The organism is Lysobacter sp. Soil_C_59 (assembly GCF_057656415.1).
On the sequence record NZ_JBDGKK010000001.1, the window covers coordinates 457,607 to 480,983 of the forward strand.

The 23,377-nt window shown below is 66.5% G+C and carries 18 protein-coding genes; 6 read left to right on the forward strand and 12 right to left on the reverse strand.

Features of this window, described 5'->3' with window-relative positions:
- Positions 1–66 precede the first annotated feature (66 nt).
- The 6 genes from alaS to AC3A3Q_RS02020 form a co-directional block, all read right to left on the reverse strand.
- Positions 67–2,715 carry an alanine--tRNA ligase gene (alaS, locus tag AC3A3Q_RS01995; protein ID WP_487584649.1) on the reverse strand — a complete coding sequence of 883 codons (2,649 nt, stop codon included), beginning with the start codon at positions 2,713–2,715 and terminating at the stop codon, positions 67–69.
- A 228-nt stretch (positions 2,716–2,943) separates the two neighbouring features.
- Entirely contained in the window at positions 2,944–3,483 is a 540-nt protein-coding gene (recX, locus tag AC3A3Q_RS02000) for a recombination regulator RecX (RefSeq protein ID WP_487584650.1), read from the reverse strand.
- Positions 3,484–3,553: 70 nt separating this feature from the next.
- Positions 3,554–4,594 carry a recombinase RecA gene (gene recA, locus AC3A3Q_RS02005; protein WP_200604811.1) on the reverse strand — a complete coding sequence of 347 codons (1,041 nt, stop codon included), beginning with the start codon at positions 4,592–4,594 and terminating at the stop codon, positions 3,554–3,556.
- A gap of 186 nt (positions 4,595–4,780) precedes the next feature.
- Positions 4,781–5,443: a transcriptional repressor LexA gene (gene lexA, locus AC3A3Q_RS02010; protein WP_487584651.1), complete on the reverse strand. Its 663-nt coding sequence runs from the start codon at positions 5,441–5,443 to the stop codon at positions 4,781–4,783.
- Positions 5,444–5,551: 108 nt separating this feature from the next.
- A complete protein-coding gene (locus AC3A3Q_RS02015) occupies positions 5,552–6,052 on the reverse strand; it encodes a CinA family protein (RefSeq protein WP_200604800.1) in 501 nt (166 codons plus the stop codon).
- 83 nt (positions 6,053–6,135) lie between these two features.
- Entirely contained in the window at positions 6,136–8,724 is a 2,589-nt protein-coding gene (locus tag AC3A3Q_RS02020; protein ID WP_487584652.1) for a TonB-dependent receptor, read from the reverse strand.
- A 384-nt stretch (positions 8,725–9,108) separates the two neighbouring features.
- Between AC3A3Q_RS02020 and mutS the strand changes: the two genes are divergently transcribed.
- From mutS to AC3A3Q_RS02035, 3 genes are all read left to right on the forward strand, one after another.
- Positions 9,109–11,685 (forward strand): DNA mismatch repair protein MutS, encoded by a 2,577-nt coding sequence (gene mutS, locus AC3A3Q_RS02025; protein ID WP_487584653.1) that lies wholly within the window; start codon positions 9,109–9,111, stop codon positions 11,683–11,685.
- Positions 11,686–11,888: 203 nt separating this feature from the next.
- Complete coding sequence (locus AC3A3Q_RS02030) at positions 11,889–13,394, forward strand: catalase (protein WP_487584654.1); 1,506 nt, start codon at positions 11,889–11,891, stop codon at positions 13,392–13,394.
- 189 nt (positions 13,395–13,583) lie between these two features.
- On the forward strand, positions 13,584–14,219 hold the full coding sequence (locus AC3A3Q_RS02035; RefSeq protein WP_487584655.1) for a DUF937 domain-containing protein: 636 nt from the start codon (positions 13,584–13,586) through the stop codon (positions 14,217–14,219).
- Between the two features lie 81 nt (positions 14,220–14,300).
- Here AC3A3Q_RS02035 and AC3A3Q_RS02040 read toward each other — a convergent pair whose 3' ends face one another.
- The 4 genes from AC3A3Q_RS02040 to AC3A3Q_RS02055 all read right to left on the reverse strand — a co-directional run bounded on the left by AC3A3Q_RS02040 (position 14,301) and on the right by AC3A3Q_RS02055 (position 18,819).
- Positions 14,301–15,683: a DUF5692 family protein gene (locus tag AC3A3Q_RS02040; RefSeq protein ID WP_487584656.1), complete on the reverse strand. Its 1,383-nt coding sequence runs from the start codon at positions 15,681–15,683 to the stop codon at positions 14,301–14,303.
- A 246-nt stretch (positions 15,684–15,929) separates the two neighbouring features.
- On the reverse strand, positions 15,930–16,871 hold the full coding sequence (locus AC3A3Q_RS02045) for a putative bifunctional lysylphosphatidylglycerol flippase/synthetase (RefSeq protein ID WP_487584657.1): 942 nt from the start codon (positions 16,869–16,871) through the stop codon (positions 15,930–15,932).
- A complete protein-coding gene (gene clsB / locus AC3A3Q_RS02050; protein WP_487584658.1) occupies positions 16,868–18,079 on the reverse strand; it encodes a cardiolipin synthase ClsB in 1,212 nt (403 codons plus the stop codon). Before clsB ends, AC3A3Q_RS02045 begins: the two co-directional genes overlap by 4 nt.
- Positions 18,076–18,819: an endonuclease/exonuclease/phosphatase family protein gene (locus AC3A3Q_RS02055; protein WP_487584659.1), complete on the reverse strand. Its 744-nt coding sequence runs from the start codon at positions 18,817–18,819 to the stop codon at positions 18,076–18,078. Before AC3A3Q_RS02055 ends, clsB begins: the two co-directional genes overlap by 4 nt.
- Positions 18,820–19,121: 302 nt before the next feature.
- Here AC3A3Q_RS02055 and AC3A3Q_RS02060 point away from each other — a divergent pair, with 302 nt between their 5' ends.
- Genes AC3A3Q_RS02060 through mtnC form a run of 3 tightly spaced genes read left to right on the forward strand, consistent with a single transcriptional unit; the run spans position 19,122 to position 21,009 of the window.
- A complete protein-coding gene (locus AC3A3Q_RS02060; protein WP_487584660.1) occupies positions 19,122–19,760 on the forward strand; it encodes a methylthioribulose 1-phosphate dehydratase in 639 nt (212 codons plus the stop codon).
- Positions 19,757–20,314 carry a 1,2-dihydroxy-3-keto-5-methylthiopentene dioxygenase gene (locus AC3A3Q_RS02065; RefSeq protein WP_487584661.1) on the forward strand — a complete coding sequence of 186 codons (558 nt, stop codon included), beginning with the start codon at positions 19,757–19,759 and terminating at the stop codon, positions 20,312–20,314. Before AC3A3Q_RS02060 ends, AC3A3Q_RS02065 begins: the two co-directional genes overlap by 4 nt.
- Positions 20,311–21,009 carry an acireductone synthase gene (gene mtnC / locus AC3A3Q_RS02070; protein ID WP_487584662.1) on the forward strand — a complete coding sequence of 233 codons (699 nt, stop codon included), beginning with the start codon at positions 20,311–20,313 and terminating at the stop codon, positions 21,007–21,009. Before AC3A3Q_RS02065 ends, mtnC begins: the two co-directional genes overlap by 4 nt.
- A gap of 118 nt (positions 21,010–21,127) precedes the next feature.
- Here the strand turns inward: mtnC and AC3A3Q_RS02075 are convergent, their stop codons facing one another.
- The gene (locus AC3A3Q_RS02075; RefSeq protein WP_487584663.1) at positions 21,128–21,712 is read right to left on the reverse strand and encodes a YdeI/OmpD-associated family protein; all 585 of its coding nucleotides are present in this window, start codon (positions 21,710–21,712) and stop codon (positions 21,128–21,130) included.
- Positions 21,713–21,716: 4 nt separating this feature from the next.
- Positions 21,717–23,306: a calcineurin-like phosphoesterase C-terminal domain-containing protein gene (locus tag AC3A3Q_RS02080; RefSeq protein ID WP_487584664.1), complete on the reverse strand. Its 1,590-nt coding sequence runs from the start codon at positions 23,304–23,306 to the stop codon at positions 21,717–21,719.
- Between the last annotated feature and the right edge of the window lie 71 nt (positions 23,307–23,377).

Sequence of the window (23,377 nt, forward strand, 5' to 3'; positions counted from 1 at the left end):
ACAAACGTGAACCATCTTAGCGGCCGGTCAAACGTGACCGCAACCGCAGAAGGTCACTATTCTCGTTCAGCTAAGCTTGCCTTCGACCCAACCTGCAACGCCTGCCAGCGCCTGGACCAGCGCCGGGCCATCATCGCCGCCGCCCTGGGCCATGTCGGCACGACCACCGCCCTTGCCGTTGATCTGACTGGCCACATGCGCCAGTAGTTCCCCGGCCTTGACCTTGCCGGCCGCGGCACCGTTGACGCCGGCGACCAGGGCCGCCTTGCCGTCGTTTGTGCCGGCCAGCACGATCACGCTGTCGCCGAGCTGCTGCTTGAGGCGATCGACCGCATCGCGCAGTGCCTTGGCGTCGAAGCCCTCCAACCGCGTGGCCACGACCTTGATCGCGCCGACCTGCGCCGCCGAAGCGCCCAGGTCGGAGGTCGCGCCGGACGCGGCCTTGGCCTTGATCGACTCGAGCTCGCGCTCGAGCTTCTTCTGCCGCTCGAGCAGGCTGCGCAGCTTGTCGGCGACATCCGCCGCGTTGCCGCCCAGCAGGCTGGCCGCTTCGTCGAGGCGACGCTCTTCCTCGGCGACGAAGTCCAGCGCGCCCTGCCCGGTCAGTGCCTCGATGCGGCGCACACCGGCGGACACACCGCCCTCGGAAACGATCTTGAACAACCCGATGTCACCGGTGCGTGACACGTGCGTGCCACCGCACAGCTCGGTGGAGGTATCGCCCATGCGCAGCACGCGAACTTCATCGCCGTACTTTTCGCCGAACAGCGCCATCGCGCCGAAATCCAGCGCTTCCTGCATGCCCATGTGGTGCACTTCGGCAGCATGGTTGCGGCGCACTTCTGCATTCACGCGACGCTCGATCTCGGCCAGGTCGCCGGCACTGACCGGTGCGAAGTGGGCGAAGTCGAAACGCAGGCGATCGGGTGCCACCAGCGAACCCTTCTGGGTGACATGGTCGCCCAGCACGCTGCGCAGTGCCGAATGCAGCAGGTGCGTCGCCGAATGGTTGAGCACGGTAGCAGCGCGACGCACGTCATCGACGCTGGCACGCACGCGATCACCGCGCTTGAGCGAGCCACTGGCAAGGTTGCCAACGTGGCCATGGAACTGGCCGGCGAACTTCTGCGTATCGCGGACGGCAAAGCGTGCCGCGCCGGCTTCAAGGTCGCCGGTGTCGCCGACCTGGCCGCCGCTTTCGGCGTAGAACGGCGTGCGATCGAGGATCACCACCGCATCGTCGCCGGCGTCGATCTGGTCGACCGGGCGACCATCCTTGAGCAGCGCCAGCACTTGCAGGTCGTCCGCACGCAGTTCGTCGTAACCCAGGAAGCGGGTCGGCGACAGCTGCGCAGCCAGCTCGGCCGGCATCGTGGTGGCGTTGCCGAACTTTCCGGCCTCGCGCGCCTTGCGGCGCTGCTCTTCCATCGACTGGTCGAAGCCGGCCATGTCGACCGACAGGCCGCGCTCGCGCGCGATGTCGGCGGTCAGGTCGACCGGGAAACCGTAGGTGTCATAGAGGCGGAACGCGTCGGCACCCGGAATCACACCAGTCGAGCGCGAAGCCACGTCATCAAAAATGCGCATGCCCGAGTCGAGCGTTTCAGCGAAGCGCTCTTCCTCGGCCAGCAACGCGCGCTCGACGAACTCGCGCTTGGCGGTCAGTTCCGGATAGGCGTCGCCCATCACCTCGACCAGCGGCGCGACCATGCGGCTGAAGAACGGACCCTTCTGGCCCAGCATCCAGCCGTGGCGCAGGGCGCGACGAATGATCCGGCGCAGGACGTAGCCACGGCCTTCATTGCTCGGCAGCACGCCGTCGACGATCAGGAACGAACACGCGCGGATGTGATCGGCGATCACGCGCAGCGACTTGTTGTCCAGGTCGGCGGTCGAGGTGAACTCGCCGGCCTTGGCGATCAGGTGGCGGAACAGGTCGATCTCGTAGTTGCCATGCACGCCCTGCAACACGGCGGCCAGGCGCTCCAGGCCCATGCCGGTGTCGACGCACGGTGCCGGCAACGGCACCAGGGTGCCGTCGGGCTGGCGGTCGAACTGCATGAACACCAGGTTCCAGATTTCGATGAAACGGTCACCGTCCTCGTCCGGCGAACCCGGCGGGCCACCGGCGATGTGGTCGCCATGGTCGAAGAAGATCTCCGTGCACGGACCGCAGGGGCCGGTGTCGGCCATCTGCCAGAAATTGTCCGAAGCGTACGGCGCGCCCTTGTTGTCGCCGATGCGGACGATGCGCTCGGCCGGGATGCCCATCTTCTGGTTCCAGATGGCATAGGCCTCGTCATCGGTGTGGTAGACCGTGACCAGCAGGCGCTCGGCCGGCAGCTTCCAGACCTTGGTCAGCAGCTCCCAGGCCCACGCGATCGCGTCTTCCTTGAAGTAGTCGCCGAACGACCAGTTGCCCAGCATCTCGAAGAAGGTGTGGTGACGCGCGGTGTAGCCGACCTGGTCGAGATCGTTGTGCTTGCCGCCGGCGCGCAGGCAGCGCTGCACGTCGGCCGCGCGCACGTAGCCGGGCTTCTCGCTGCCGAGGAAGACGTTCTTGAACTGGACCATGCCCGAGTTCGTGAACAGCAACGTCGGATCGTTGGCCGGCACCAGCGGCGCCGACGGCACGATCGTGTGGCCCTTGCCACGGAAGAATTCGAGGAAATCGCTGCGGATTTCGCTGGTGCTGATGTGATGCGGGTTCTTCATGCCTGGGCGCGGAGTCTGTGACGGGACCGGACTGGGCGGACCGGCCCATGCCCCTCACGATGGGGACGTCGACAGGAGCAGGCAACCCAGGACCCGAAAGCCGGTTAGGTTAACAGGACCGCGCCAGCTCTGCGCGAAGGCCAGCGCCGCCCCCGGCCCCGTAGGAGCGAGCTTGCTCGCGATAGCTCGCCAGTGTGCCCCAGGATCGCGAGCAAGCTCGCTCCAACGTCAGTCGTCCGGGTCGTAGCGGGTGGCGGCGCGCACGCTGGCGCCGTCGAAACCCCGCCGCATCAGGAAATCCGCGGCCTTGCGCCGCAGGTTCAACTCTTCGGTGACCCCGGGTCCAAACCGGCGCTGGACCAGCTCGCGGGCGTTCTCGGCCCAGTCGCCTTCGTAGGTCTCCATCGCCCGGGCGACGGCCTCGCGGTCGAGCCCATGGGTGGCCAGCTCGGCGCGGATCCGGACCGGCCCGTAGCCACTGCCGGCACGGCTGCGGACCAGGCTTTCGGCGAAACGCTTGTCGTCCTGCCAGCCCTCGCCCGCCAGGCGGCCCACGGCCGCCTCCACGTCGCCGGCATCCAGGCCGCGCAAGGTCAGTTTTCGGCTCAGTTCCTTGCGGGAATGCTCGCGCCGGGCCAGCAGGCCCAGCGCTCGCTGCAACGGTGTCTGCTCCGGGCGTCCACGACGCCGGGCCGGGCGGGCACCAGCACCAGCACCGCCGCGGTCGTCGCTTCCGGAACCGCTGCCCGGCGGGTTCTCGTCTGGCATGCCTTCCTCTGGCGCGCCCTCATCCAGCAAGTCGCCATGCATCGCCGCCTACCCTTCCCTCGCCGTCCGCTCAGTCGTCGGCGACGGCATCGTCGCCGTCTTCGTCACGCTTGGCATCGGTGGCCACGAACTTCTCGCGCAGCGCCGCTTCCAGGCGCTTGGCGACCTCGGGGTTGTCCTTGAGGTACTGGCGGGCGTTTTCCTTGCCCTGGCCGATGCGCTCGTCGTACGCGCTGTACCAGGCGCCGGACTTCTCGACCAGCTTGGCGTCCACGCCCATGTCGATCAGCTCGCCTTCGCGCGAGATGCCCTCGCCGTACAGGATCTCGGTGACGACCTGCTTGAACGGCGGCGCCAGCTTGTTCTTGACCACCTTGATGCGGGTCTGGTTGCCGATGATCTCGTCGCCCTTCTTGATCGCGCCGATGCGGCGGATGTCCAGGCGCACGGAGGCGTAGAACTTCAGCGCATTGCCGCCGGTGGTGGTTTCCGGACTCTGGCCCGGCATCATCACGCCGATCTTCATGCGCAGCTGGTTGATGAAGATCACCATGCAGTTGGAGCGCTTGATGTTGCCGGTCAGCTTGCGCAGCGCCTGGCTCATCAGGCGGGCCTGCAGGCCCGGCAGCTGGTCGCCCATCTCGCCTTCGATTTCGGCGCGCGGGGTCAGCGCGGCGACCGAGTCGACCACGACCATGTCGACCGCGCCCGAACGCACCAGCATGTCGGCGATTTCCAGGGCCTGCTCGCCGGTGTCGGGCTGGCTGACCAGCAGGTCGTCGACGTTGACGCCGAGCTTGGAGGCGTAGGTCGGGTCGAGCGCATGCTCGGCGTCGACGAAGGCCGCGGTGCCGCCCAGCTTCTGGCATTCGGCAATCGTCTGCAGGGTCAGCGTGGTCTTGCCAGAGGACTCCGGACCGTAGATCTCGACGACGCGCCCCTTGGGCAGGCCGCCGATGCCGAGAGCGATGTCGAGCATCAGCGAACCGGTGCCGATGACCTCGGCCGGCTCCGCCACGCGGTCACCCATGCGCATCACCGAGCCCTTGCCGAACTGCTTCTCGATCTGGCCCAGGGCGGCCGAAAGGGCGCGCTTCTTGTTCTCGTCCATCGTGGAGTCCTTGAGGTCGTGTTGGTCGTATTGCCGTGATGACGGCATTCGTGTCGGGGGCAATTTAGGCTTGGCAGGTCGCACGGACTGAGACTCCCGTGCGTGCAACGCAAATTTGTCTGATCAGGGAAGCGGTGGCCATTGGCGCACTCCGAGGGGGATGGTGGGGAAAGGCCTTGGAGGCGCTCATCGATTCGGCCTCACCAGGCCGCAGTAAAGCCCTTCGATGGCGAAATCCTGGTCGGGCTCGACCTCGATCGGCGCGTAATCGGGATTGCGCGGCAGCAGGCGGATGCGGTCCTTGCCGATCTTGAGCAGCTTGACGGTGATCTCGTCGTCGATGCGCGCGACCACGATCTGGCCCGAGCGGGCGTCGCGGGTGCGGTGCACGCCGATCAGGTCGCCGTTGAAGATGCCCTCGTCGCGCATCGAGTCGCCCTTGACCTTGAGCAGGTAGTCGGGCGTCGGCGAGAAGAACACGCGATCGAGCAGGACGAAATCGTCCGAACCGATGTCCGCGCCGATCGGCCGGCCGGCAGCGACCTGCCCCAGCACCGGCAGGCGCAGGGCATCGTCGGAGATGGCGTCGGCAGCTGCATCGGCTGCCTGGACAGCGACGGTGTCTGCCACGTCCCCCGGCGGCGCCACCAGGCGGATGCCGCGGGCCCGGCCCGGCACGCGCTGGATGGCGCCTGCCTGCTCGAGCGCCTCGAGGTGGTACTGGGCCGCACGAACGCTGCTGAAACCCATGGCGCGGGCGATCTCGGTCTGCGAGGGCGGCACGCCCTCGGCTTCGATCCGCTCGGCGATCAGGGCGAGGATGGCGCGCTGGGTGTCGGTGATATCCATTAGTAGCAATACTACTAACGGCACATTGCTGCCGTCAAGCCCTGCCACACCGCGAGCTTGCTCGCGATCAACGCCAGGGTTATGGGTGGATCGCGAGCAAGCTCGCTCCTACGCCATCAGCTCGGCCAGCCCGTGCAGGGCGGCGGCCACGGTCTGCCGGCGGACGTCATCGCGGTCGCCGTCGAAATGGAAGGTCACCGCGGTCGGGTAACCGCCGCGCCGCTTCCAGGCGATCCAGACCGTGCCGACCGGCTTGTCCTCGGTGCCGCCACCAGGTCCGGCGATGCCGGTCACGGCGACGGCCAGCGTCGCGCCCGAATGCACCAGCGCGCCGGACACCATCTCGATGACGGTGTCGCGGCTGACCGCGCCATGCTGTTCCAGTGTCTGCGGACGCACGCCAAGCAGCGCCTGCTTGGCCTCGTAGCTGTACGCCGCCATGCCCGCCTCGAACCAGGTCGAGGAGCCGGGAATGTCGGTGAGCATCTTGGCGATCCAGCCGCCGGTGCAGCTTTCGGCGGTCACCAGGGTCTGGCGGTGGTTGCGGGCCGCTTCGCCGACCACTTCGGCGAGGCGATGCAGGGCGGCATCGGAGACGTCGTTCTTCATGCCGGCATGATAGCCGCAAGCGCAGCGGGCCTCACCTCAGCCCCTCCCCCGCCTGCGGGAGAGGGGCATTGAAGTGCCGCGTATCAGTACAGGATCCGCAACGTCATGCCGTACGTGCGCGGCGCGCCGAGGAATCCGTTGAACGAGTTGAACGGATTGTTCGGCGCCGGCGACACGTTCTGCAACGGCGCGTCGAAGCCGACCTGGACGTAGTCCTCGTCGGTGAGGTTCAGCGCCCACAGCTCGACCATCCAGTTGCGGTTCTGCTTGCCGATGCCGATGCGCGCATTGACCACGGTGAAGCCTTCCTGGACCTTCTCCACGTCCAGGTCCGAGCCGGTGTTGTACTCCGACATGTACTTGGCGCCGAGGTTGAAGCGCGCCAGCAGGTCACCGGCGAACGGATAGTCGTAGGTCACCGAGGCCGACGTCGACCAGTACGGCGCGAAGCTCACCCGGCTGCCCGGCAGCTTGTACAGCGCGCCGGTGGGTGCGACGAAATCGCCGCCGGGAATGCTGTCGCCGTAACGGGTATCGGCGTAGGTCACGCCGCCCTGCACCATCAGCCCGCGCGTGGCCTGCCACAGCACCTCGGTGTCGATACCCTTGGACACGACCTCGGGGATCGAGCGCACCACGAAGCTGGTGCCGAGGAAGCTGTTGAGCTGGAAGTCCTCGTAGGTCTGGTGGAACAGCGTGGCGTTGAGCAGCAGGTTGCCTTCGTCCCAGGTCGTCTTGGCACCGAGCTCGTAGCTGTCGACGAACTCGCCCGGGAACGATGTGTCGTTCACCGGCAGGATGCCCGAGCCACCGCTGGACAGACCGGTATTGGACTGCACGCGGTCGAGGTTGAAGCCGCCGGCCTTGTAGCCGCGCGCCGCCGAGGCGTAGCCCATCCAGTGCTCATTCCAACGGTAAGCGGCCTTGAGCGTGCCGGACCACTCCTTCTCTTCGCTCTCCTGGTGCGTCACGCGGCCGTTGTGCAGCGGATTGGCCCAGGGCAGGCAGGAGAAGCCGATCACCTGCGGAATCACCGTCGGCAGCGCCGCCTGCGGCACGCCGCGCGCGAGCAGCGCCGCCGCCACTCGTTGCTGCCCGCCAGGTCCGAGCATCGCAGAGCAGCCTGGGCTGCCATTGGGATTGCTGTAGGCCGAGTCGAGTTCCTTCTCCTCGCGGGTGTAGCGCAGGCCCAGGGTCAGGTCGAGCGCATCGGTCGCGTGCCAGGTGTTGTTGGTGAAGATGGCCGCGCTCTTGGCGTTCTGCTTGTAGACGTCATCGGCACCGAAGCCCGCGAACGCCGTGCCGAAGGGACGGCCACTGGCCTGCGACAGGAACAGCGGCGCGGTCGGGCTGCGGCCCAGCGCCGGGTTGATCATCGACAGCAGTGCCACCGACAGGTACGGCTCGTAGGCATTGCCGATGCGGTAGGTCTCGTTGCGATCGAGGTCTTCGTCGGAATAGAACAGGCCGACCATCCAGTCGATGCTGTCGCTGGCGCCGGTCAGGCGGAACTCCTGGGTGAAGGTCTCGAAGCCGGTCAGCGATTCGTCTTCTTCGCCATTGCGGTAAAGGATGTCGGCGCTGCTGAAGTCGAAGTCCAGGCCGTTGATCGAATCCCACTCGCGCCAGGCCGTGATCGAGGTCAGGGTCGCGCCGCTGAACCACGGCGTGATCCAGTTGACTTCCGCGGCAACACCCTTGTCCTTGATGTCCTGCTTGGTGCTGCGGTTGCTCCAGGCGACGCGTGCGAACGGATCGGCCACCGGCGCAACACCCTCATCCGGCGACAGGGCGTTGACGATGTCGCCCGTGGCACCGCGCACCGTGGTCACGCCTACGCAGCAGTTCTCCTCGCGACTGGTGAAGTCGGTGATGAAATTGATGTCGAGGTTGTCGGTAGGCTCCAGCAACAGCTGGCCGCGCAGGGTGTGGAAGTTCTGGTCGCCGTCTTCGGTCTCCACGCGCGGGCCGGCGCCGGTGTGCACGTCGGTGAAGCCGTCGCGCTTGCGCTTGGCGGCGTAGACGCGGAACGCCGACATGTCGTTGAGCGGCACGTTGAGCGAGCCGGCCAGGCCGACCGCGTTGTAGTTGCCGACCGTCAGCTCGCCTTCGACCTGGGTCAGGTAATGCGGGCGCTTGGTGATCACGTTGATCACGCCGGCGGACGTGTTCTTGCCGAACACGGTGCCCTGCGGGCCCTTCAGCACTTCGATGCGCTCGATCTCGCCGAGGTCGCCGAAGCCCACGCCGTTGCGGGGCCGGTACACGCCGTCGATGACCACGCCGACCGACGATTCCAGGCCGGCGTTGTCGCCGACCGTGCCGATGCCGCGGATGCGCGCAGTGGTCTGGGCCTCGCTCTGGGTGCTGGTCACGGTCAGGCCGGGCACCAGCACCTGCAAATCCTTGACGTCACGTACGCCGGTGTCCTGCAGCAACTGCTCGGGCAAGGCGGTGATCGAAATCGGCACGTCCTGCAGCGCTTCCTCGCGCTTCTGCGCGGTGACCGTCATGGCGGCCAGCGTCGTCGGTTCGTCGTCATTCTTCGACTCGTCCTTCTTCAGCTGGCCGCTCTGCAGTACCGGGGCCGCTGCGGCCTCCTGTGCCTGGACCGACCAGACTGGCGTCGCGAGCGTCGTCGCGATCGCGAGCGCAAGCAGCTTCCTGGTCACGTTCGTTGTGGTGCCCACTGAAATCACTGGCTTGCACGAAACCATCGCGTCCCCTCCCCTCGAGTTATTGGATGTACGGCGTCCGACCCACAACCAATGCACGCGCCCCCTTTTGGCGCGACCGGCGACACCCCCATCCAAACTCGACACGTGTCCCGATGGGCATACGGCAGCGAACGGCAACGGAAACGTAACATGTCCGCTGGACTGGCAATGTGGCAGTGCAGCAGGGAGGTGGCCCGGCCACGAGCGCGGCCCGCCACCGAGCACGGATTCGCCCCTCGGGCAACGGGGTCCGTAATCCGCCCCCGGCTGATAGCCTAGCGACCTCCCTCGCCGGCCCCTGCGCCGGACCTCCCGCACGCATACGAAGATCCACGATCCATGAGTTCAGCCGAACGGCCGCCCGAGCACACGCCCCTGATGAAGCAGTTTTTCGCCGCCAAGGCGGAGCATCCGGACGTGCTGATGTTTTTCCGCATGGGCGACTTCTACGAGCTGTTCTTCGACGACGCGCGCAAGGCCGCGCGCCTGCTCGACATCACCCTGACCCAGCGCGGCCAGTCCGGCGGCCAGCCGATCCCGATGGCCGGCGTGCCGCACCACTCGGCCGAGGGCTATCTGGCACGGCTGGTGGCCCTGGGCGAATCGGTGGCGATCTGCGAGCAGATCGGCGACCCGGCCCTGGCCAAGGGCATCGTCGAGCGCAAGGTGGTGCGGATCGTCACCCCGGGCACGGTCACCGACGAAGCGCTGCTCAACGAGCGCCGCGACACCCTGCTGCTGACCATCGCCCGCGGCAAGAGCGGCTACGGCCTGGCCTGGGCCGACCTCGCCGGCGGCCGCTTCCTGGTCAACGAAGTCGCCAATGAGGATGCGCTTGAAGCCGAGCTGGCCCGGCTGGAGCCGGCCGAGACCCTGATCGCCGACGAGGACGGCTGGGCGCCGTTCGTGGCCGAACGCACCGGACTGCGCCGGCGCGCGCCGTGGCTGTTCGACGCCGACAGCGGCCGTCGCCAGCTGCTGCGCTTCTTCAACCTGCACGACCTGTCCGGCTTCGGCCTGGAAGACAAGCCGCTGTCGATCGCCGCCGCCGCGGCCCTGCTCGGCTACGTCGAAGAAACCCAGAAGCAGCGCCTGCCGCACCTGACCTCGATCGCGGTCGAGTCCGGCGACGGGGCGATCGCGATGAATGCCGCGACCCGGCGCCACCTGGAAATCGACAGCCGCCTCGACGGCGACCACCGCCACACCCTGCTCGGCGTGCTCGATTCGACCATCACCCCGATGGGTGGCCGCCTCCTGCGCCGCTGGCTGCATCGCCCACTGCGCGAGCGCACGCCGCTGCGCCTGCGCCAGCAGGCGGTGGCAACGCTGCTCGATTCGCGTGCCGCTGATGCACTTCGCGAGCGCTTCCGTGCGCTGGGCGACCTCGAGCGCATCCTCTCGCGCATCGCCCTGCGCAGCGCCCGTCCGCGCGACCTGTCGACGCTGCGCGACGGCCTGGGGATGCTGCCGGACGTGCGCTCCGGACTGGCCCCGCTGGATTCGCCGCACCTGGCCGCGCTGGCGGCGGAACTGGGCGAGCACGACGAGCACGCGCACCTGCTGCAGTCGGCGATCGTCACGCAGCCGCCGGTGCTCGCGCGCGACGGCGGCGTCTTCGCCGAAGGCTACGACGCCGAGCTCGACGAACTGCGCACGCTGTCGACGCACGCCGACCAGTTCCTGATCGACCTGGAAGCACGCGAGCGCGCCAGCAGCGGCATCGCCACGCTCAAGGTCGGCTACAACCGCGTCCACGGCTACTACATCGAGATCAGCAAGGGCCAGGCCGACAAGGCGCCGACCCACTACACCCGCCGCCAGACGCTGACCGGCGCCGAGCGTTACATCACCGAGGAGCTCAAGCAATTCGAGGACAAGGTGTTGTCGGCGCGGGAGCGTTCGCTCAGCCGCGAGCGCCTGCTCTACGAACAAATGCTCGATGTGCTCAACGAACGCCTGGAGCCGCTCAAGCGCTGCGCCGGCGCGCTGGCCGAGCTCGACGTGCTGTGCTGCTTCGCCGAACGCGCGCAGTCGCTGGACTGGGTCGCACCGACCCTGGGCGACGAACCCGGGCTGCACATCGAACGCGGCCGCCATCCCGTGGTGGAGGCCGTGCGCAGCGATCCGTTCGAGCCCAACGACCTGGTCCTGGGTGAAGACCGCCGCATGCTGGTCATCACCGGCCCGAACATGGGCGGTAAATCGACCTACATGCGGCAGAACGCGCTGATCGTGCTGCTCGCCCACACCGGCAGCTTCGTGCCGGCCTCACGCGCGACCATCGGCCCGATCGACCGCATCCTCACCCGTATAGGGGCTGGCGATGACCTGGCGCGCGGGCAGTCGACCTTCATGGTCGAGATGAGCGAGACCAGCTACATCCTGCATCACGCCACTTCGCAGTCACTGGTGCTGATGGACGAGATCGGCCGCGGCACGTCGACCTACGACGGCCTGGCGTTGGCGGAAGCCTGTGCGCGCCACCTGGCCCACCACAATCGTGCCTACACGCTGTTCGCCACGCACTACTTCGAACTGACCACGCTGGCCGAGCCCGGCAGCGGCATCGCCAATGTCCATCTCGATGCGGTCGAGCATGGCGACCAGCTGGTGTTCATGCATGCGGTCAAGGACGGCCCGGCCGATCGCAGTTTCGGCCTGCAGGTAGCGGCGCTGGCGGGATTGCCGAAGGCAGTCGTACAACAGGCGCGTGGACGACTTGCCGAACTTGAACAGCAAAGTCGCGATGCACCGGTTCCGTCGCTGGCACCTGCCGCACTGGATGCGCCGCAGCAGTTCGGCCTGTTCTCGCCGTCGTCGGCCGCACTCGATGCACTGGCATCGCTGGAACCCGACGAGCTGACGCCGAAGCAGGCACTGGAAGCGCTGTACAGGCTCAAGTCGCTGTCCTGACCGCGCCATGCGGCCGCGTCGTGTAGACGCGGCGTGAACGCCTGAACGTTTAAAACTGCCCGTAGCGGACCGCGACGCGGACGTCTGCGCGTCATGCGCTGCGCGTCGATAGCCGCCCCCTATCGCGTCATTCGCCAGAAACGATTTTCATTGATCGTTAGTCCTGCCTACCTTGTAGCCACACAGCCACGAAGGAACGCGCCATGAGCAACCCCAACGACAAGCCCGAGAAGACCCCGCTGACCACCGCCTTTGGCGCACCGGTAGTCGACAACCAGAACAGCATGACCGCCGGCCCGCGCGGCCCGGTGCTGATGCAGGACGTATGGCTGATCGAGAAGCTCGCCAACCTCAACCGCGAGATCATTCCCGAGCGCCGCATGCACGCCAAGGGCTCCGGCGCCTTCGGCACCTTCACCGTCACCAATGACATCAGCAAGTACACGCGCGCGAAGATCTTCAGCGCCGTGGGCAAGAAGACCGAGATGTTCGCCCGCTTCACCACCGTCGCCGGCGAACGTGGCGCCGCCGACGCCGAGCGCGACATCCGCGGTTTCGCCCTGAAGTTCTACACCGAGGAAGGCAACTGGGACCTGGTCGGCAACAACACGCCGGTGTTCTTCCTGCGCGATCCGCGCAAGTTCCCCGACCTCAACAAGGCGGTCAAGCGCGACCCGAAGACCAACCTGCGCAGCGCGCGCAACAACTGGGATTTCTGGACCAGCCTGCCCGAGGCGCTGCACCAGGTCACCATCGTCATGAGCGACCGCGGCATCCCGGCCAGCTACCGCCACATGCACGGCTTCGGCTCGCACACCTACAGCTTCATCAATGCCGCCAACGAGCGTTACTGGGTCAAGTTCCACATCAAGACCCAGCAGGGCATCAAGAACCTGACCGACGCCGAGGCCGCCCAACTCGTCGGCGGCGACCGCGAGAGCCACCAGCGCGACCTGTTCGATGCGATCGAACGTGGCGAATTCCCGAAATGGACGATGTATATCCAGGTCATGCCGGAAGCAGACGCCGAAAAGGTGCCCTACCACCCCTTCGACCTGACCAAGGTCTGGCCGAAGAAGGACTACCCGCTGATCGAAGTGGGCGTGATGGAGCTCAACCGCAATCCGGAGAACTTCTTCGCCGACGTCGAGCAGAGCGCATTCGCTCCGAACAACCTGGTGCCCGGCATCAGCGTCTCGCCGGACAAGATGCTGCAGGCACGCCTGTTCGCCTATTCCGATGCGCAGCGTTACCGCCTCGGCGTCAACCACCACCAGATACCGGTCAACGCCGCACGCTGCCCGGTGCACAGCAACCACCGCGACGGCGCGATGCGCGTTGACGGCAACTACGGCGGCACGCTGCACTACGAGCCCAACAGCTACCAGCAGTGGCAGGAGCAGCCCGAATATCGCGAGCCACCGCTGAAGATCAATGGCAACGCCGACTTCTGGAATTTCCGCGAGGACGATGCCGACTACTACAAGCAGCCCGGCGACCTGTTCCGACTGATGTCACGGGAACAGCAGCAGGTGTTGTTCGAGAACACCGCGCGCGCCATGGGCGATGCACCGGAGTTCATCAAGCTGCGCCACATAGGTAACTGCACCAAGGCCGACCCGGCATACGGCGCCGGCGTGGCGAAGGCGCTGGGGCTGGAAGCGGCGGTTGCTTCGCAGCGCAGCAATGAGCCCATCGAAGCGGGTTAGAAGCGCAATCAGCCCTCATGTCATTCCCGCGAAGGCGGGAATCCATGGACGTTGTTCGAAGGCAAGGCAAATGGATCCCGGCGTTCGCCGGGATGACGGGCACTGTGTTCGCCGGGATGACGGACACCGTCACGGCCACTGAACGGCGCAGCGCTAGCATCACAGTCCCCACCCAAAGGACTGACTGCAATGACCACTTCGTTGACCGATGATCTTCTCAACCAGCTGCAGGGACAGCCGCTGGCGCAGATCGGACAACAACTCGGCCTCTCACCGTCGCAGGCCAGCGGAGCCGTGTCCGCGGCTCTGCCGCTGCTGCTGGGTGCGCTCGGCCGCAATGCCACGCAACCTCAGGGTGCGCAGGCGCTGTACGGTGCGCTGGAACGCGATCACGCCAGCCTCGATATCGGCAGCGTGCTCGGTTCGGTGATGGGCGGCGGCGGCGGCGGCGCGGGTGGCCAGATCCTCGGCCACATCTTCGGCGCCCGCCAGCAAGGCGCTGCCCAGGGCCTGGGTGCCGCGACCGGTCTGGGCAGCAACCAGGCTGGCACGCTGCTGCAGGTGCTCGCGCCGATCGTGATGGCCTATCTCGCCAAGCAGGTGTTCTCCAGCGGTGGCAACACGCTGGCGAGCCAGTTGCCGGCATCACCGCAATCGCTGGAGCAGGCCCTGGGCCAGGAACAGCAGACGATCACCCAGCAGGGCGGCATCGGTGGCGGCCTGCTCGGCGCCGTCCTCGATCGCGATGGTGATGGCGATACCGACTTCTCCGATCTGATCGGGCTGGCCGGCTCGATGATGGGCGGCAACGCACCACGGCGTTGATCGCGACGTCGAGCCTCGCCCAAACTGAAGTCTGGCCGCACATCGGCGGCCAGACTCCCGGACTACGATCCGCAGCGTTCGTCAACTGATGGCGGATGCATGCACGCTGATCTTCTCCGCCTGTGGCTTGGCGGGCGGGTAGTCCGCCATCGCCGGGATCTTGTCCAGGTCGACGTGGATCGAGTCGTACATCGTGCCGATGCGTTCGGCGTGGCGGTACTGACCGAAGTTCAGCCACGCCGGCCCGCGCTGGAACAACTTCCAGTTCCAAACCAGAGCGCACAGCACCAGGTTGATCCCGAAGCTCGCGCTGGCGACCAGCAGCGCCGACGTATCGTTGATCGGAATCGGCACGAAGCCCTTCTCCATCACGAACACGCTGAAGGTGAACAGGTAGATGTAGAAGAACCCGAGCGTGGTACCGCGGGCCGCGACCCAGACGCCCGGGATCCACAGCGCGATCAGCGTCGGAACCAGGTTCAGCGCCATGCTGTTGGACGTGTACTCGTTGAAGTTGAGATACGAGAACGTCACGTTCCAGATGTCGTAGGCGATGATCCACAGCACTGCCTGGCCGGGCCACACCAGGTCGCGGACGTCGGTTCGGTTGGGGCCGATGGCGTTCCAGCGCGTCATCGCCAGGATGTTGAGGATGCCGGCCGCGCCGTTGAGCAGGTTGGGCATGTAACCGGACTTGAAGTCCACTTCGACCGCTTCGATGATGTTCAACGCCAGGATCGCGGCCACCAGGAAGCGCATCCACTTGTACTTGTGCAGCGGCGTATAGCGCACGAACCAGAAGAACCAGATCGACACCACCAGCGTGTAGAGCTTGACCCAGCGGAACACGGCGGTGACGCCGGATTCGTTGATCCAGTAGAAGCTCATCACCACGATACCCAGGCCGCACACGATCGGCGTGAACCACTTCCACTGGCGCCACATCATGAAGGCAGCGGCGAGGCCGGCGAAGATCAGCAGCCAGTGGACATACGGCCAACTGATGCTGCGGTGGGTGAAGGACAGGTTGTCGCCGCCGCCCTTGCCCGGAAAGCTGGCAACCAGCCGCCCGTCCGCGCCGAGCCGGAATGGCACGCCGTTGACCTGAGGTGCTTCAAGCGCACCGCGAAGCGTGACGACATCACCGACCTGCGAATATCCGACCCGTTCGCGGGCGTAGTGACCGGGCGTGACCCATAGCAGCTTGGCCGTGCTGTCGTCGCGGAACCGCAACAGGTACCACGAGCTGGCGACCTTCTCGCCGTTGCGGCCGTTGCCGGTGGTGATGACGACCCATTCGCCGCCCATTCGTGAAATCCCCGGCGCTGGCGATGCTGTTTCCGCGCTGATTGCCGGTGCCTGGTCGATGTCGACGCTGCGCCACTCGCAGCCGGCAAGCAGCAACAAGGCTGACAGAACGAGCAGGCAGCCAGCGAGCCCGGAATTGACTTTCGTGATTTGCATGTGGACCTCTGGTCACGGAGCGTTGCTCCAGGGAGGGTCCAGGTCCGGCGGTTCAGACCGTGCGCTGACTGGCACGCAGTCGACGGACGAACCTCACTCATGCAGGTTGAACAATGCGACCGAAGCGCAAGAATGCGGCGCAACGGGCCGATCCTCACCGAACGACTGGAGCCTCCAGTGGAGCCGCTGCGGCCCACGGGCTCCATAAGAAATTTCTTAAACTTGGAAACATTCTCGGCTGAGGCGTCAGGCTGGCTCTCGCCGACTCGCCGCCGACTCCAGTGCGACGTAGCCGACTACGGCCAGCATCAGTGGAGCCAGGTAATAGCAGGCACGATAGGCAAGCAACGCGGCCAGCAACTGCGGCGACGGCACCGTCCGCGCGAACAACGCCAGGAACACCGCCTCGATCACACCGAAGCCTGCAGGAATGTGCGCGATCGCAGTCGCGACCGCGGCCAGCAGCAACGCACCCAGCACGGCCGGATAACCCAGCGTCGGCGGCATCAGCAGGTGAAGCAGCCAACCCATCAGTGCCCAGTTGCCGGCGGCGAGCAACAACTGCAGCAGCGCCAGGGGCAGCGATGGCAGGCGCACCTGGTGGCCACGCAGCCGGAACACGCGATCGTGCGCGAACAGGCAGGCAACCAGGTAAGCAGCCACGGCCGCCAGCATCGCCAGGCCCAACCATCGCAACGCGATGCCGCTCCAGCCCCAGGTGGGCGGCATCGACACCTGTCCCGCAGCGAACAACGCGCCGGTCAGCAGCAGGTAACCGAGCCAGTTGGTCGCGATGGCGAACCCGGCTATGCGGCCGATGGTGCCCAGCGCCAGTCCGGCGTGCGAGTACAGCCGCAGACGCAGCCCGGCACCGCCCACCAGCGCGCCGACATTGAGGCTGAAGGCATAGACCACGCCGGCAATGGCCATTACCCGCGCAACCGGCAGCCCGTGACGGCTGTAGCGTCGCGCTGCCAGTTCGAATCCGCAGTAGAGCAGGTAGCTGGCCGCGGTCAGCGCCAGCGCTGCGGCAATAGTGGAAGCACGGTAATTCTCCAGCGCGTGCACGACTTGCGCCCAGTCCACGGACGATGCGTAGCGGATCAGCAGCCACGCCACGATCGCAAGGAATACGAAGAATCCGACCCTCCGGGCACGCCGCCAGCGCTCACGCCCGGATGTCGTCATTGCGCCGTTTCCGTGGGCGGCCGAACCAGCGAAGTACGCGGCGTATGCGCCGGGAGCCATCCCGCCCAGGCCGGAAACCGTCGCAGCACATGGAACAGCACAGGGCGCGTGAACGGTTGCCAGAAGCGGCCGCGCGGCACGCTGGCCGGATCGACGGACTGGCAGTCGTGCTCCAGCAACCGATCCAGCCGGCCACGCAGGTCAGCGGCGAACTCGCGATCGCGAACGAACACATTCGCCTCGAAATTGAGCGAAAGGCTGAGCGGATCGAGATTGCTCGAGCCGACCGTGCTCCATTCCCCGTCAATCACCGCGACCTTGCCGTGGAAAGGCCGCGCGCAGTACTCGTGGATGCAGACGCCGGCATCGACCAGATAGCGGTAGAGGGAACGTGCAGCGACCAGCGCCAGTTGCGTGTCCGGCTCGCCCTGGAAGATCAGGTGCACCTTGACCCCGCGTCTTGCGGCGTCGCGCAGGTCGCGCAGCAATCCGTAGCCGGGGAAGAAATAGGCGTTGGCAATCACGACTTCATGCTGCGCGGCGCGCAAGGCCTGCCGGTATTCGCGCTCGATGCTGCGGGTGTTGCGGGTGTTGTCGCGAGAAACGAAAACCACTTCGGCGCTTCCGGCGCCGTCTCCCCCGGCACTGGCCGGTGGTTTCCAGCGGTCGCCGGTGCCGCGGGTGGCGATCGCCGTGCGCATGAATCCGGCGATGTCGGCCACCGCCGGCCCTTCGATCTCGACCGCATAGTCCTGCTTTGCCGTCGGGCCGAAGTCGGCCAGGTGGTCGGCGGAAAAGTTGATGCCGCCTACGAACGCGATGTCGTCATCGATCACCACCAGCTTGCGGTGGAGCCGCCGGAACACGTTCAGCCGCACACCCAGCACGGTCGGCTTCTGGTCGAATATTCGCAGCTTGGCGCCAGCGCTGCTGAGGCCCTCCTGGAACTCCTTCGACAGATCCGGGGACCCGTAGCCGTCGATCAGCATCTGCACGTTGACGCCGCGCTGGGCCGCGGCAACCAGGCGCCGCTGCAATTCCTGGCCAACCTTGTCCTCGAACAGGATGAACGTCTCCAGCAGGATCTCGCTGCGGGCGCCGTCGATCGCCTCGAACACCCCGGCGAAATACTCCTCGCCGTTTTCCAGCAGGCGCACGCGATTGCCGCTGCGCCAGGCGCTCGCCGCGCTGGCACGCGACCACCTCACAGTTCGATCCTCGCCAGCAGCGGCGCGTGGTCGGAGAGCTTTGACCAGGGCTGCGAGGACAACACCGCCGGCACGCTGGCGCGGACGTTGCGGACATAAATGCGATCCACCGCCAGCAGCGGCCAGTGCGACGGGAAGGTCCGCCTGAGTCTTCCGTGCGCCTGCTCGAACACCTCCCTCAGCCCGCAGCGCTTGAGCACTGCATGGCCGCGATGGCGCCAGTCGTTGAAATCACCGGCAACCACGAGCGGCGCATCGGCGGGGATCACTTCGGCGATGATCGCGCACAGCAACCCGATCTGGCGCTGGCGGTGCGATTCGCGCAGCCCAAGGTGAACGCAGATCGTGTGCAGCGGTTGCGCAAGCTCTGGCACCTTTACCACCGCGTGCAGCAGACCGCGCTGCTCGTGGCCATGGACCGAGACGTCGCGGTTGATATGCGAGACGATCGGGAACCGGGACAGCAGCGCGTTGCCGTGGTGGCCATGCGGGTAGACGGCATTGCGGCCGTACGCGAACTGGGTCCACAGGCTGTCGGCGAGGAATTCGTACTGCGGCCCCTGTGGCCAGTTGGCATGGCGCTGCGCATGGCGGGCGTGCTCGCCGAGAACTTCCTGCAGGAACACCATGTCGGCCGACACTTCGCGGATCGCCTCGCGCAGCTCCGGCAGCACGAAGCGACGGTTCAGCAGGTTGAAACCCATGTGCACATTGACGGTCAGGACATTGATCGAGGGCATGCAGCGCAGTGGGCGCGAACGTGTGGACTTGCCCGATTCTGTCCCGTGGTGGTGATGTGCTGCGTGAGGACGGCGCCGAGTGCGGCCGCAGCGTTCAGGCTTGGATAACGGATGCTTCACAGCTGCCGGCTGCAGGCCAGGGCATTGGCCGGCCGGTTGCGGCCCGAGCGGCCAGGATGGCCAACCTCCTGTGATTCCCGCCATGCGCCCGTGCCCCCTGGATCGGCCTTCCGTCCGTCGACCCCGGCCCGCACGCCCATGGAAATCGCGGCAAAGCCCCCGGGTTCGCTACACTTTGCGCCATGAGCACCCCACTGCCCTACGACCCCCAGCGCCTGGCGCATTGCGCCGGGGAGATCATCGTCAACGTGCGCGAGCTGTCGGAGCTGGGCTGGACGCCGGCGACCAGCAGCAACTTCTCGCGCCGCATGGACGACCAGCACATCGCCATTACCGTCTCCGGACGCGACAAGGGCCGCCTGACCGAGACCGACATCATGGTCGTCGACCTCGACGGCAATCCGGTCGCGACCAGCAACAAGTCCTCGGCCGAAACCCTGCTGCACACCCAGCTGTACAAGCGCTTCCCAGAGATCGGCTGCGTCCTGCACACGCACTCCAAGGTGCAGACGGTGGCGTCGCGCCTGTACTCCGGCCAGGGTCACGTGCACCTGGAGGGCTACGAGCTCTTGAAAGCCTTCAGCGGCAACACCACTCACGAGATGAGCGTCGAGCTGCCGGTGCTGCCCAACAGCCAGGACATGCACACGCTGGCCGCGCAGGTCGACTGCCTGCTCGACCGCAAGGCGATGTGGGGCTACCTGATCGACGGCCACGGACTGTACGCCTGGGGCAAGGACATGCCGGAAGCCCGGCGCCACCTGGAAGCATTCGAATTCCTGCTCGGCTGCGAGCTTGAAATCAGGAGACTGCAGCGATGAGCCGCCTGCGCATTTTCAGTGAAACCGACACCACCTCGCCGAGCCTGGCGACCAGCGACCAGGCCGAGATCGCACGCGAACTGCAGCGCATTGGCGTTGCCTTCGAGCAGTGGCAGGCCAGCGCGCCGGTCGCCCCGGGCGATCCGCCGGAAAAGATCATGGAGGCCTATCGCGCCGACATCGATCGCCTCGTCAGCGAGCGCGGCTTCAAGACCGTCGACGTGGTCAGCATTGCCCCGGACAACCCGCAGCGTGAAACCATGCGCGCGAAGTTCCTCGACGAGCACTTCCACAAGGAAGACGAGGTGCGTTTCTTCGTCGCCGGGTCCGGGCTGTTCACCCTGCATGTCGGCGAACAGGTCTACGAGATCAAGTGCGAGCAGGGCGATCTGATCGCCGTGCCCGACAGCACCCGACACTGGTTCGACATGGGCCCGGAGCCGAGCTTCATCGCGATCCGCTTCTTCACCGAGCCCGACGGCTGGGTCGGCCACTTCACCGGCACCGACATCGCCCAGCGCTTTCCGCGCTACGAGAAGGGGCAGGCGGGATGACGATCCGCGCCATCCTCACCGACATCGAAGGCACCACCAGCAGCATCTCCTTCGTCAAGGACGTGCTGTTCCCGTACGCCCGCCGCGCCCTGCCCCGCTTCGTCGCCGCGCGCGGCAAGGAACCGGCGGTGCGCAAATGGCTCGATGCCGTCGCCACCGAGAACGGCGGCATGTGCGATGACGCCATGATCGTCGAAGTGCTGCAGGGCTGGATCGACGAAGACCGCAAGCACACCGCGCTCAAGGCCCTGCAGGGCATGATCTGGGCCGACGGCTACAAGAGCGCCGACTTCACCGCGCACATCTACCCGGATGCCGCACCGGCGCTGCGCAGCTGGCATGCCGCCGGGCTGCCGCTGTTCGTGTACTCCTCGGGCAGCGTGCCGGCGCAGCGACTGTTCTTCGGCCATAGCGACGCAGGTGACCTAACGGCGTTGTTCTCGGGCTGGTTCGATACCGAGATGGGCGGCAAGCGCGATGCGCAGAGCTACCGCAACATCGTCGAGTCGATCCGCATCCCGGCCAGCGAGATCGTGTTCCTGTCCGACGTGGTCGAGGAGCTCGATGCCGCACGCGACGCTGGCCTGCAGACCGTGCTGATCGATCGACTCGAGGATTACCCGAAGCCTCGCCAGGGCGACGCGGCGCATGGTCATCGGCGAGTCGAACGCTTCGACCAGATCGAACTGACCTGAATTCCACCAGCCTTGTCACCGTCATCCCGGCGAATGCCAGGATCCAGGTTGACTTTCAGCTTCCCCAAAAGCTGCAGAGCAAAATGGGTCCCGGCTTTCGCCGGGACGACGTGGCGATCTAGGCGTGGATCTTCTCGCCCCTGGCGAGCATCTCCACGAACTTCGCAGCACGCGCATTACGCGTTTCCGGCTTCTTTGCCGTATGCACGCGCCAGCAGAAGGCGTAACGGTTGGTGCCGTCGAGTTGTTCGAAGAACCGCCGCGCCTTCGCGTTCTTCGCCAGCGCCGCTGCCAGCTCCGGCGGAACTTCCATGCCGCTGGCCGCGTGATAGGCCGCCTGCCAGCGCCCGTCGGCGCGCGCCGCCTCGACCTCGCGCAGTCCACCGGCCTGCATGCGCCCTTCGGCAATCAGCCGCTCGACCTTGGCGACGTTGATCTTCGACCACAGGCTCTTCGGGCGACGCGGCGTGAAGCGCTGCAGGAAGTACTGGTCATCGCACGCACGCTTGAGGCCGTCGATCCAACCGTGGCACAGCGCCACATCGAGCGCCTCGGCATAGGTCACCGAGACCACGCCCTTGTCCTTCTTGGCGATCTTCAGCCACAGCCCGGGAGCACTGCCGTGGGCCGACAGCCACTTCTCCCAGGCGGCGGGATTGGCAAACAGCTGGATCGGCAGGTCGCTGGGCAGTGTCACCACCATCGCCTCACTCCCTGGCCTGGTCGAGGCGGTAACTGGTCTGGTCGACCAGTTCGCCGCGCCAGCGATCAAAGACCCGCACCTGGATGCGATGCTCGCCGGCGCCGACATCGGTCGGCAGCACGCCACGCCACAGATGGGTCGAAGGAACGGCTTCCGGCGAACGGTCGTAGCCACGCAGCTGCCCGGCCTTGTCGTCGGCGAGGTTCTCCGCGACCAGGGTCGGGTCCGGCTGCGACACGCGCCGCATCGGCTTCCACTGGCCCTCGTCGATCCGGTACTCAACGCGGCTGTCGGCGTCGCCCATGAACACGTTGGCGTAGATGCCGTTGGCCGCCCATGCGCCCAGTCGCAGTACCTTCGGCGCGTAGAGCGCCATCGCGCGGTCGGCCGGTGCACGCGCGACCTGGTAGCGCAGCGAGTACTCGCCGTCCGGCTTGAAGGTCAGCCAGGCGTAGCCGTTTGGCGTGCCGTCGCTCATGGTCGTGTCGGGAATGCCCTGCGCATCCTTGACGCCGGACCAGAACGCGCCGCAGGTCGCGCCGACGTTGTACTCGTGCAGCGGCCGCGCGCCGTGCCAGCCGGTCGCAGCATCGTGACGGTAGTGGCGCTGGTTGTGCGTGTGGGCGCTCAGCAGAAGTACCTGGCTGTGGTCCTCGAGCATCGCGAACAGGCGATCGCGGTCGACGCGCCGGAAACTCTCCACGCCCGGATACGGCTCGAAGAACGGGATGTGCACGGAGATCACCACGCGCCGGTCCTTCGGCAAGGTTGCCAGGTACGCCTGCAGGAACGCGAACTGGTCCTCGCGCAGTCCGCCGACGTAGGCGGGGTTCCTGCCCGGCAGGTAGACCACGTCGTCAAGCACGATGAAGCTCGCCTGCGGCTCTTCCCAGGCATAGCTGTCAGGGCCGAACACGTTGCGGAACGAAAGCAGCGCGTCCTCGTCGCGGGCAGCATCGAAATCGAGGTCGTGGTTGCCGGGCACGTGCATCCACGGCACGCCAAACTGCGAAGTGACGCGGTTCATCGCCGGGTACAGGCTGAGGTCGTCGTTGACGATGTCGCCCAGGCTCAGGCCCAGCCGCACGTCGTGCTTGCCGACCAGCGGAGCGACGATGTCGCGTTCGTAGTAGCCGACGTCGGTGAGGCTCTTGGGCTGCGGATCACCGAACACGAGCATCTTCAGGTCGCCGCCGGTTCGGGGCTGCTTGCGCAAGGCAAAGTCCAGCTCGCCCGCGCCGGTGGCGGCGATGCCGCCGTAGCGAAGCTGCGGCGAACCGGCAGGGAAGACGTGATGCCAGAACAGCGGCAATCCGTTAGCGCCCGTGGCAGTGGCGTAACCGGCAGGCTTGATCACGAACACCGTGCTGCCATCGAGTGCGGGCAGCCGATAGCGGCCCTGTGCATCGGTGATTGCCAGGTCGCGGCCGTTGGACACCTTGATGCCGGCGATCCCGCGCTCGGAGGCATCGCGTCGCTGGTTGCCGTTGCTGTCCTGGTAGACCGTGCCGGTGATCGATGCCGGTTGCGCCTGTGCATGCGCCGCGGAGCTGAAGACCAGGCACAGGGCAATGAGCAGATGGAATCGCGGCATGTGTCGGTACCGGGGAGCCTTGGCTGAGGGGGCCATTTTGCCGCAAGCGCCGGCACCCTGCCCCACGCCGG

Coding starts and splice junctions, on each gene's coding strand:
- AC3A3Q_RS02015 (WP_200604800.1), bottom strand. CDS start 6,052: ATGAAGAACGACGTCTCCGATGCCGCCCTGCATCGCCTCGCCGAAGTG.
- AC3A3Q_RS02055 (WP_487584659.1), bottom strand. CDS start 18,819: ATGCCCTCGATCAATGTCCTGACCGTCAATGTGCACATGGGTTTCAAC.
- AC3A3Q_RS02060 (WP_487584660.1), top strand. CDS start 19,122: ATGAGCACCCCACTGCCCTACGACCCCCAGCGCCTGGCGCATTGCGCC.
- lexA (WP_487584651.1), bottom strand. CDS start 5,443: ATGGATATCACCGACACCCAGCGCGCCATCCTCGCCCTGATCGCCGAG.
- AC3A3Q_RS02065 (WP_487584661.1), top strand. CDS start 19,757: ATGAGCCGCCTGCGCATTTTCAGTGAAACCGACACCACCTCGCCGAGC.
- AC3A3Q_RS02045 (WP_487584657.1), bottom strand. CDS start 16,871: ATGACGACATCCGGGCGTGAGCGCTGGCGGCGTGCCCGGAGGGTCGGA.
- AC3A3Q_RS02040 (WP_487584656.1), bottom strand. CDS start 15,683: ATGCAAATCACGAAAGTCAATTCCGGGCTCGCTGGCTGCCTGCTCGTT.
- AC3A3Q_RS02080 (WP_487584664.1), bottom strand. CDS start 23,306: ATGCCGCGATTCCATCTGCTCATTGCCCTGTGCCTGGTCTTCAGCTCC.
- AC3A3Q_RS02030 (WP_487584654.1), top strand. CDS start 11,889: ATGAGCAACCCCAACGACAAGCCCGAGAAGACCCCGCTGACCACCGCC.
- AC3A3Q_RS02035 (WP_487584655.1), top strand. CDS start 13,584: ATGACCACTTCGTTGACCGATGATCTTCTCAACCAGCTGCAGGGACAG.
- AC3A3Q_RS02075 (WP_487584663.1), bottom strand. CDS start 21,712: ATGGTGGTGACACTGCCCAGCGACCTGCCGATCCAGCTGTTTGCCAAT.
- mutS (WP_487584653.1), top strand. CDS start 9,109: ATGAGTTCAGCCGAACGGCCGCCCGAGCACACGCCCCTGATGAAGCAG.
- alaS (WP_487584649.1), bottom strand. CDS start 2,715: ATGAAGAACCCGCATCACATCAGCACCAGCGAAATCCGCAGCGATTTC.
- mtnC (WP_487584662.1), top strand. CDS start 20,311: ATGACGATCCGCGCCATCCTCACCGACATCGAAGGCACCACCAGCAGC.
- recA (WP_200604811.1), bottom strand. CDS start 4,594: ATGGACGAGAACAAGAAGCGCGCCCTTTCGGCCGCCCTGGGCCAGATC.
- recX (WP_487584650.1), bottom strand. CDS start 3,483: ATGCCAGACGAGAACCCGCCGGGCAGCGGTTCCGGAAGCGACGACCGC.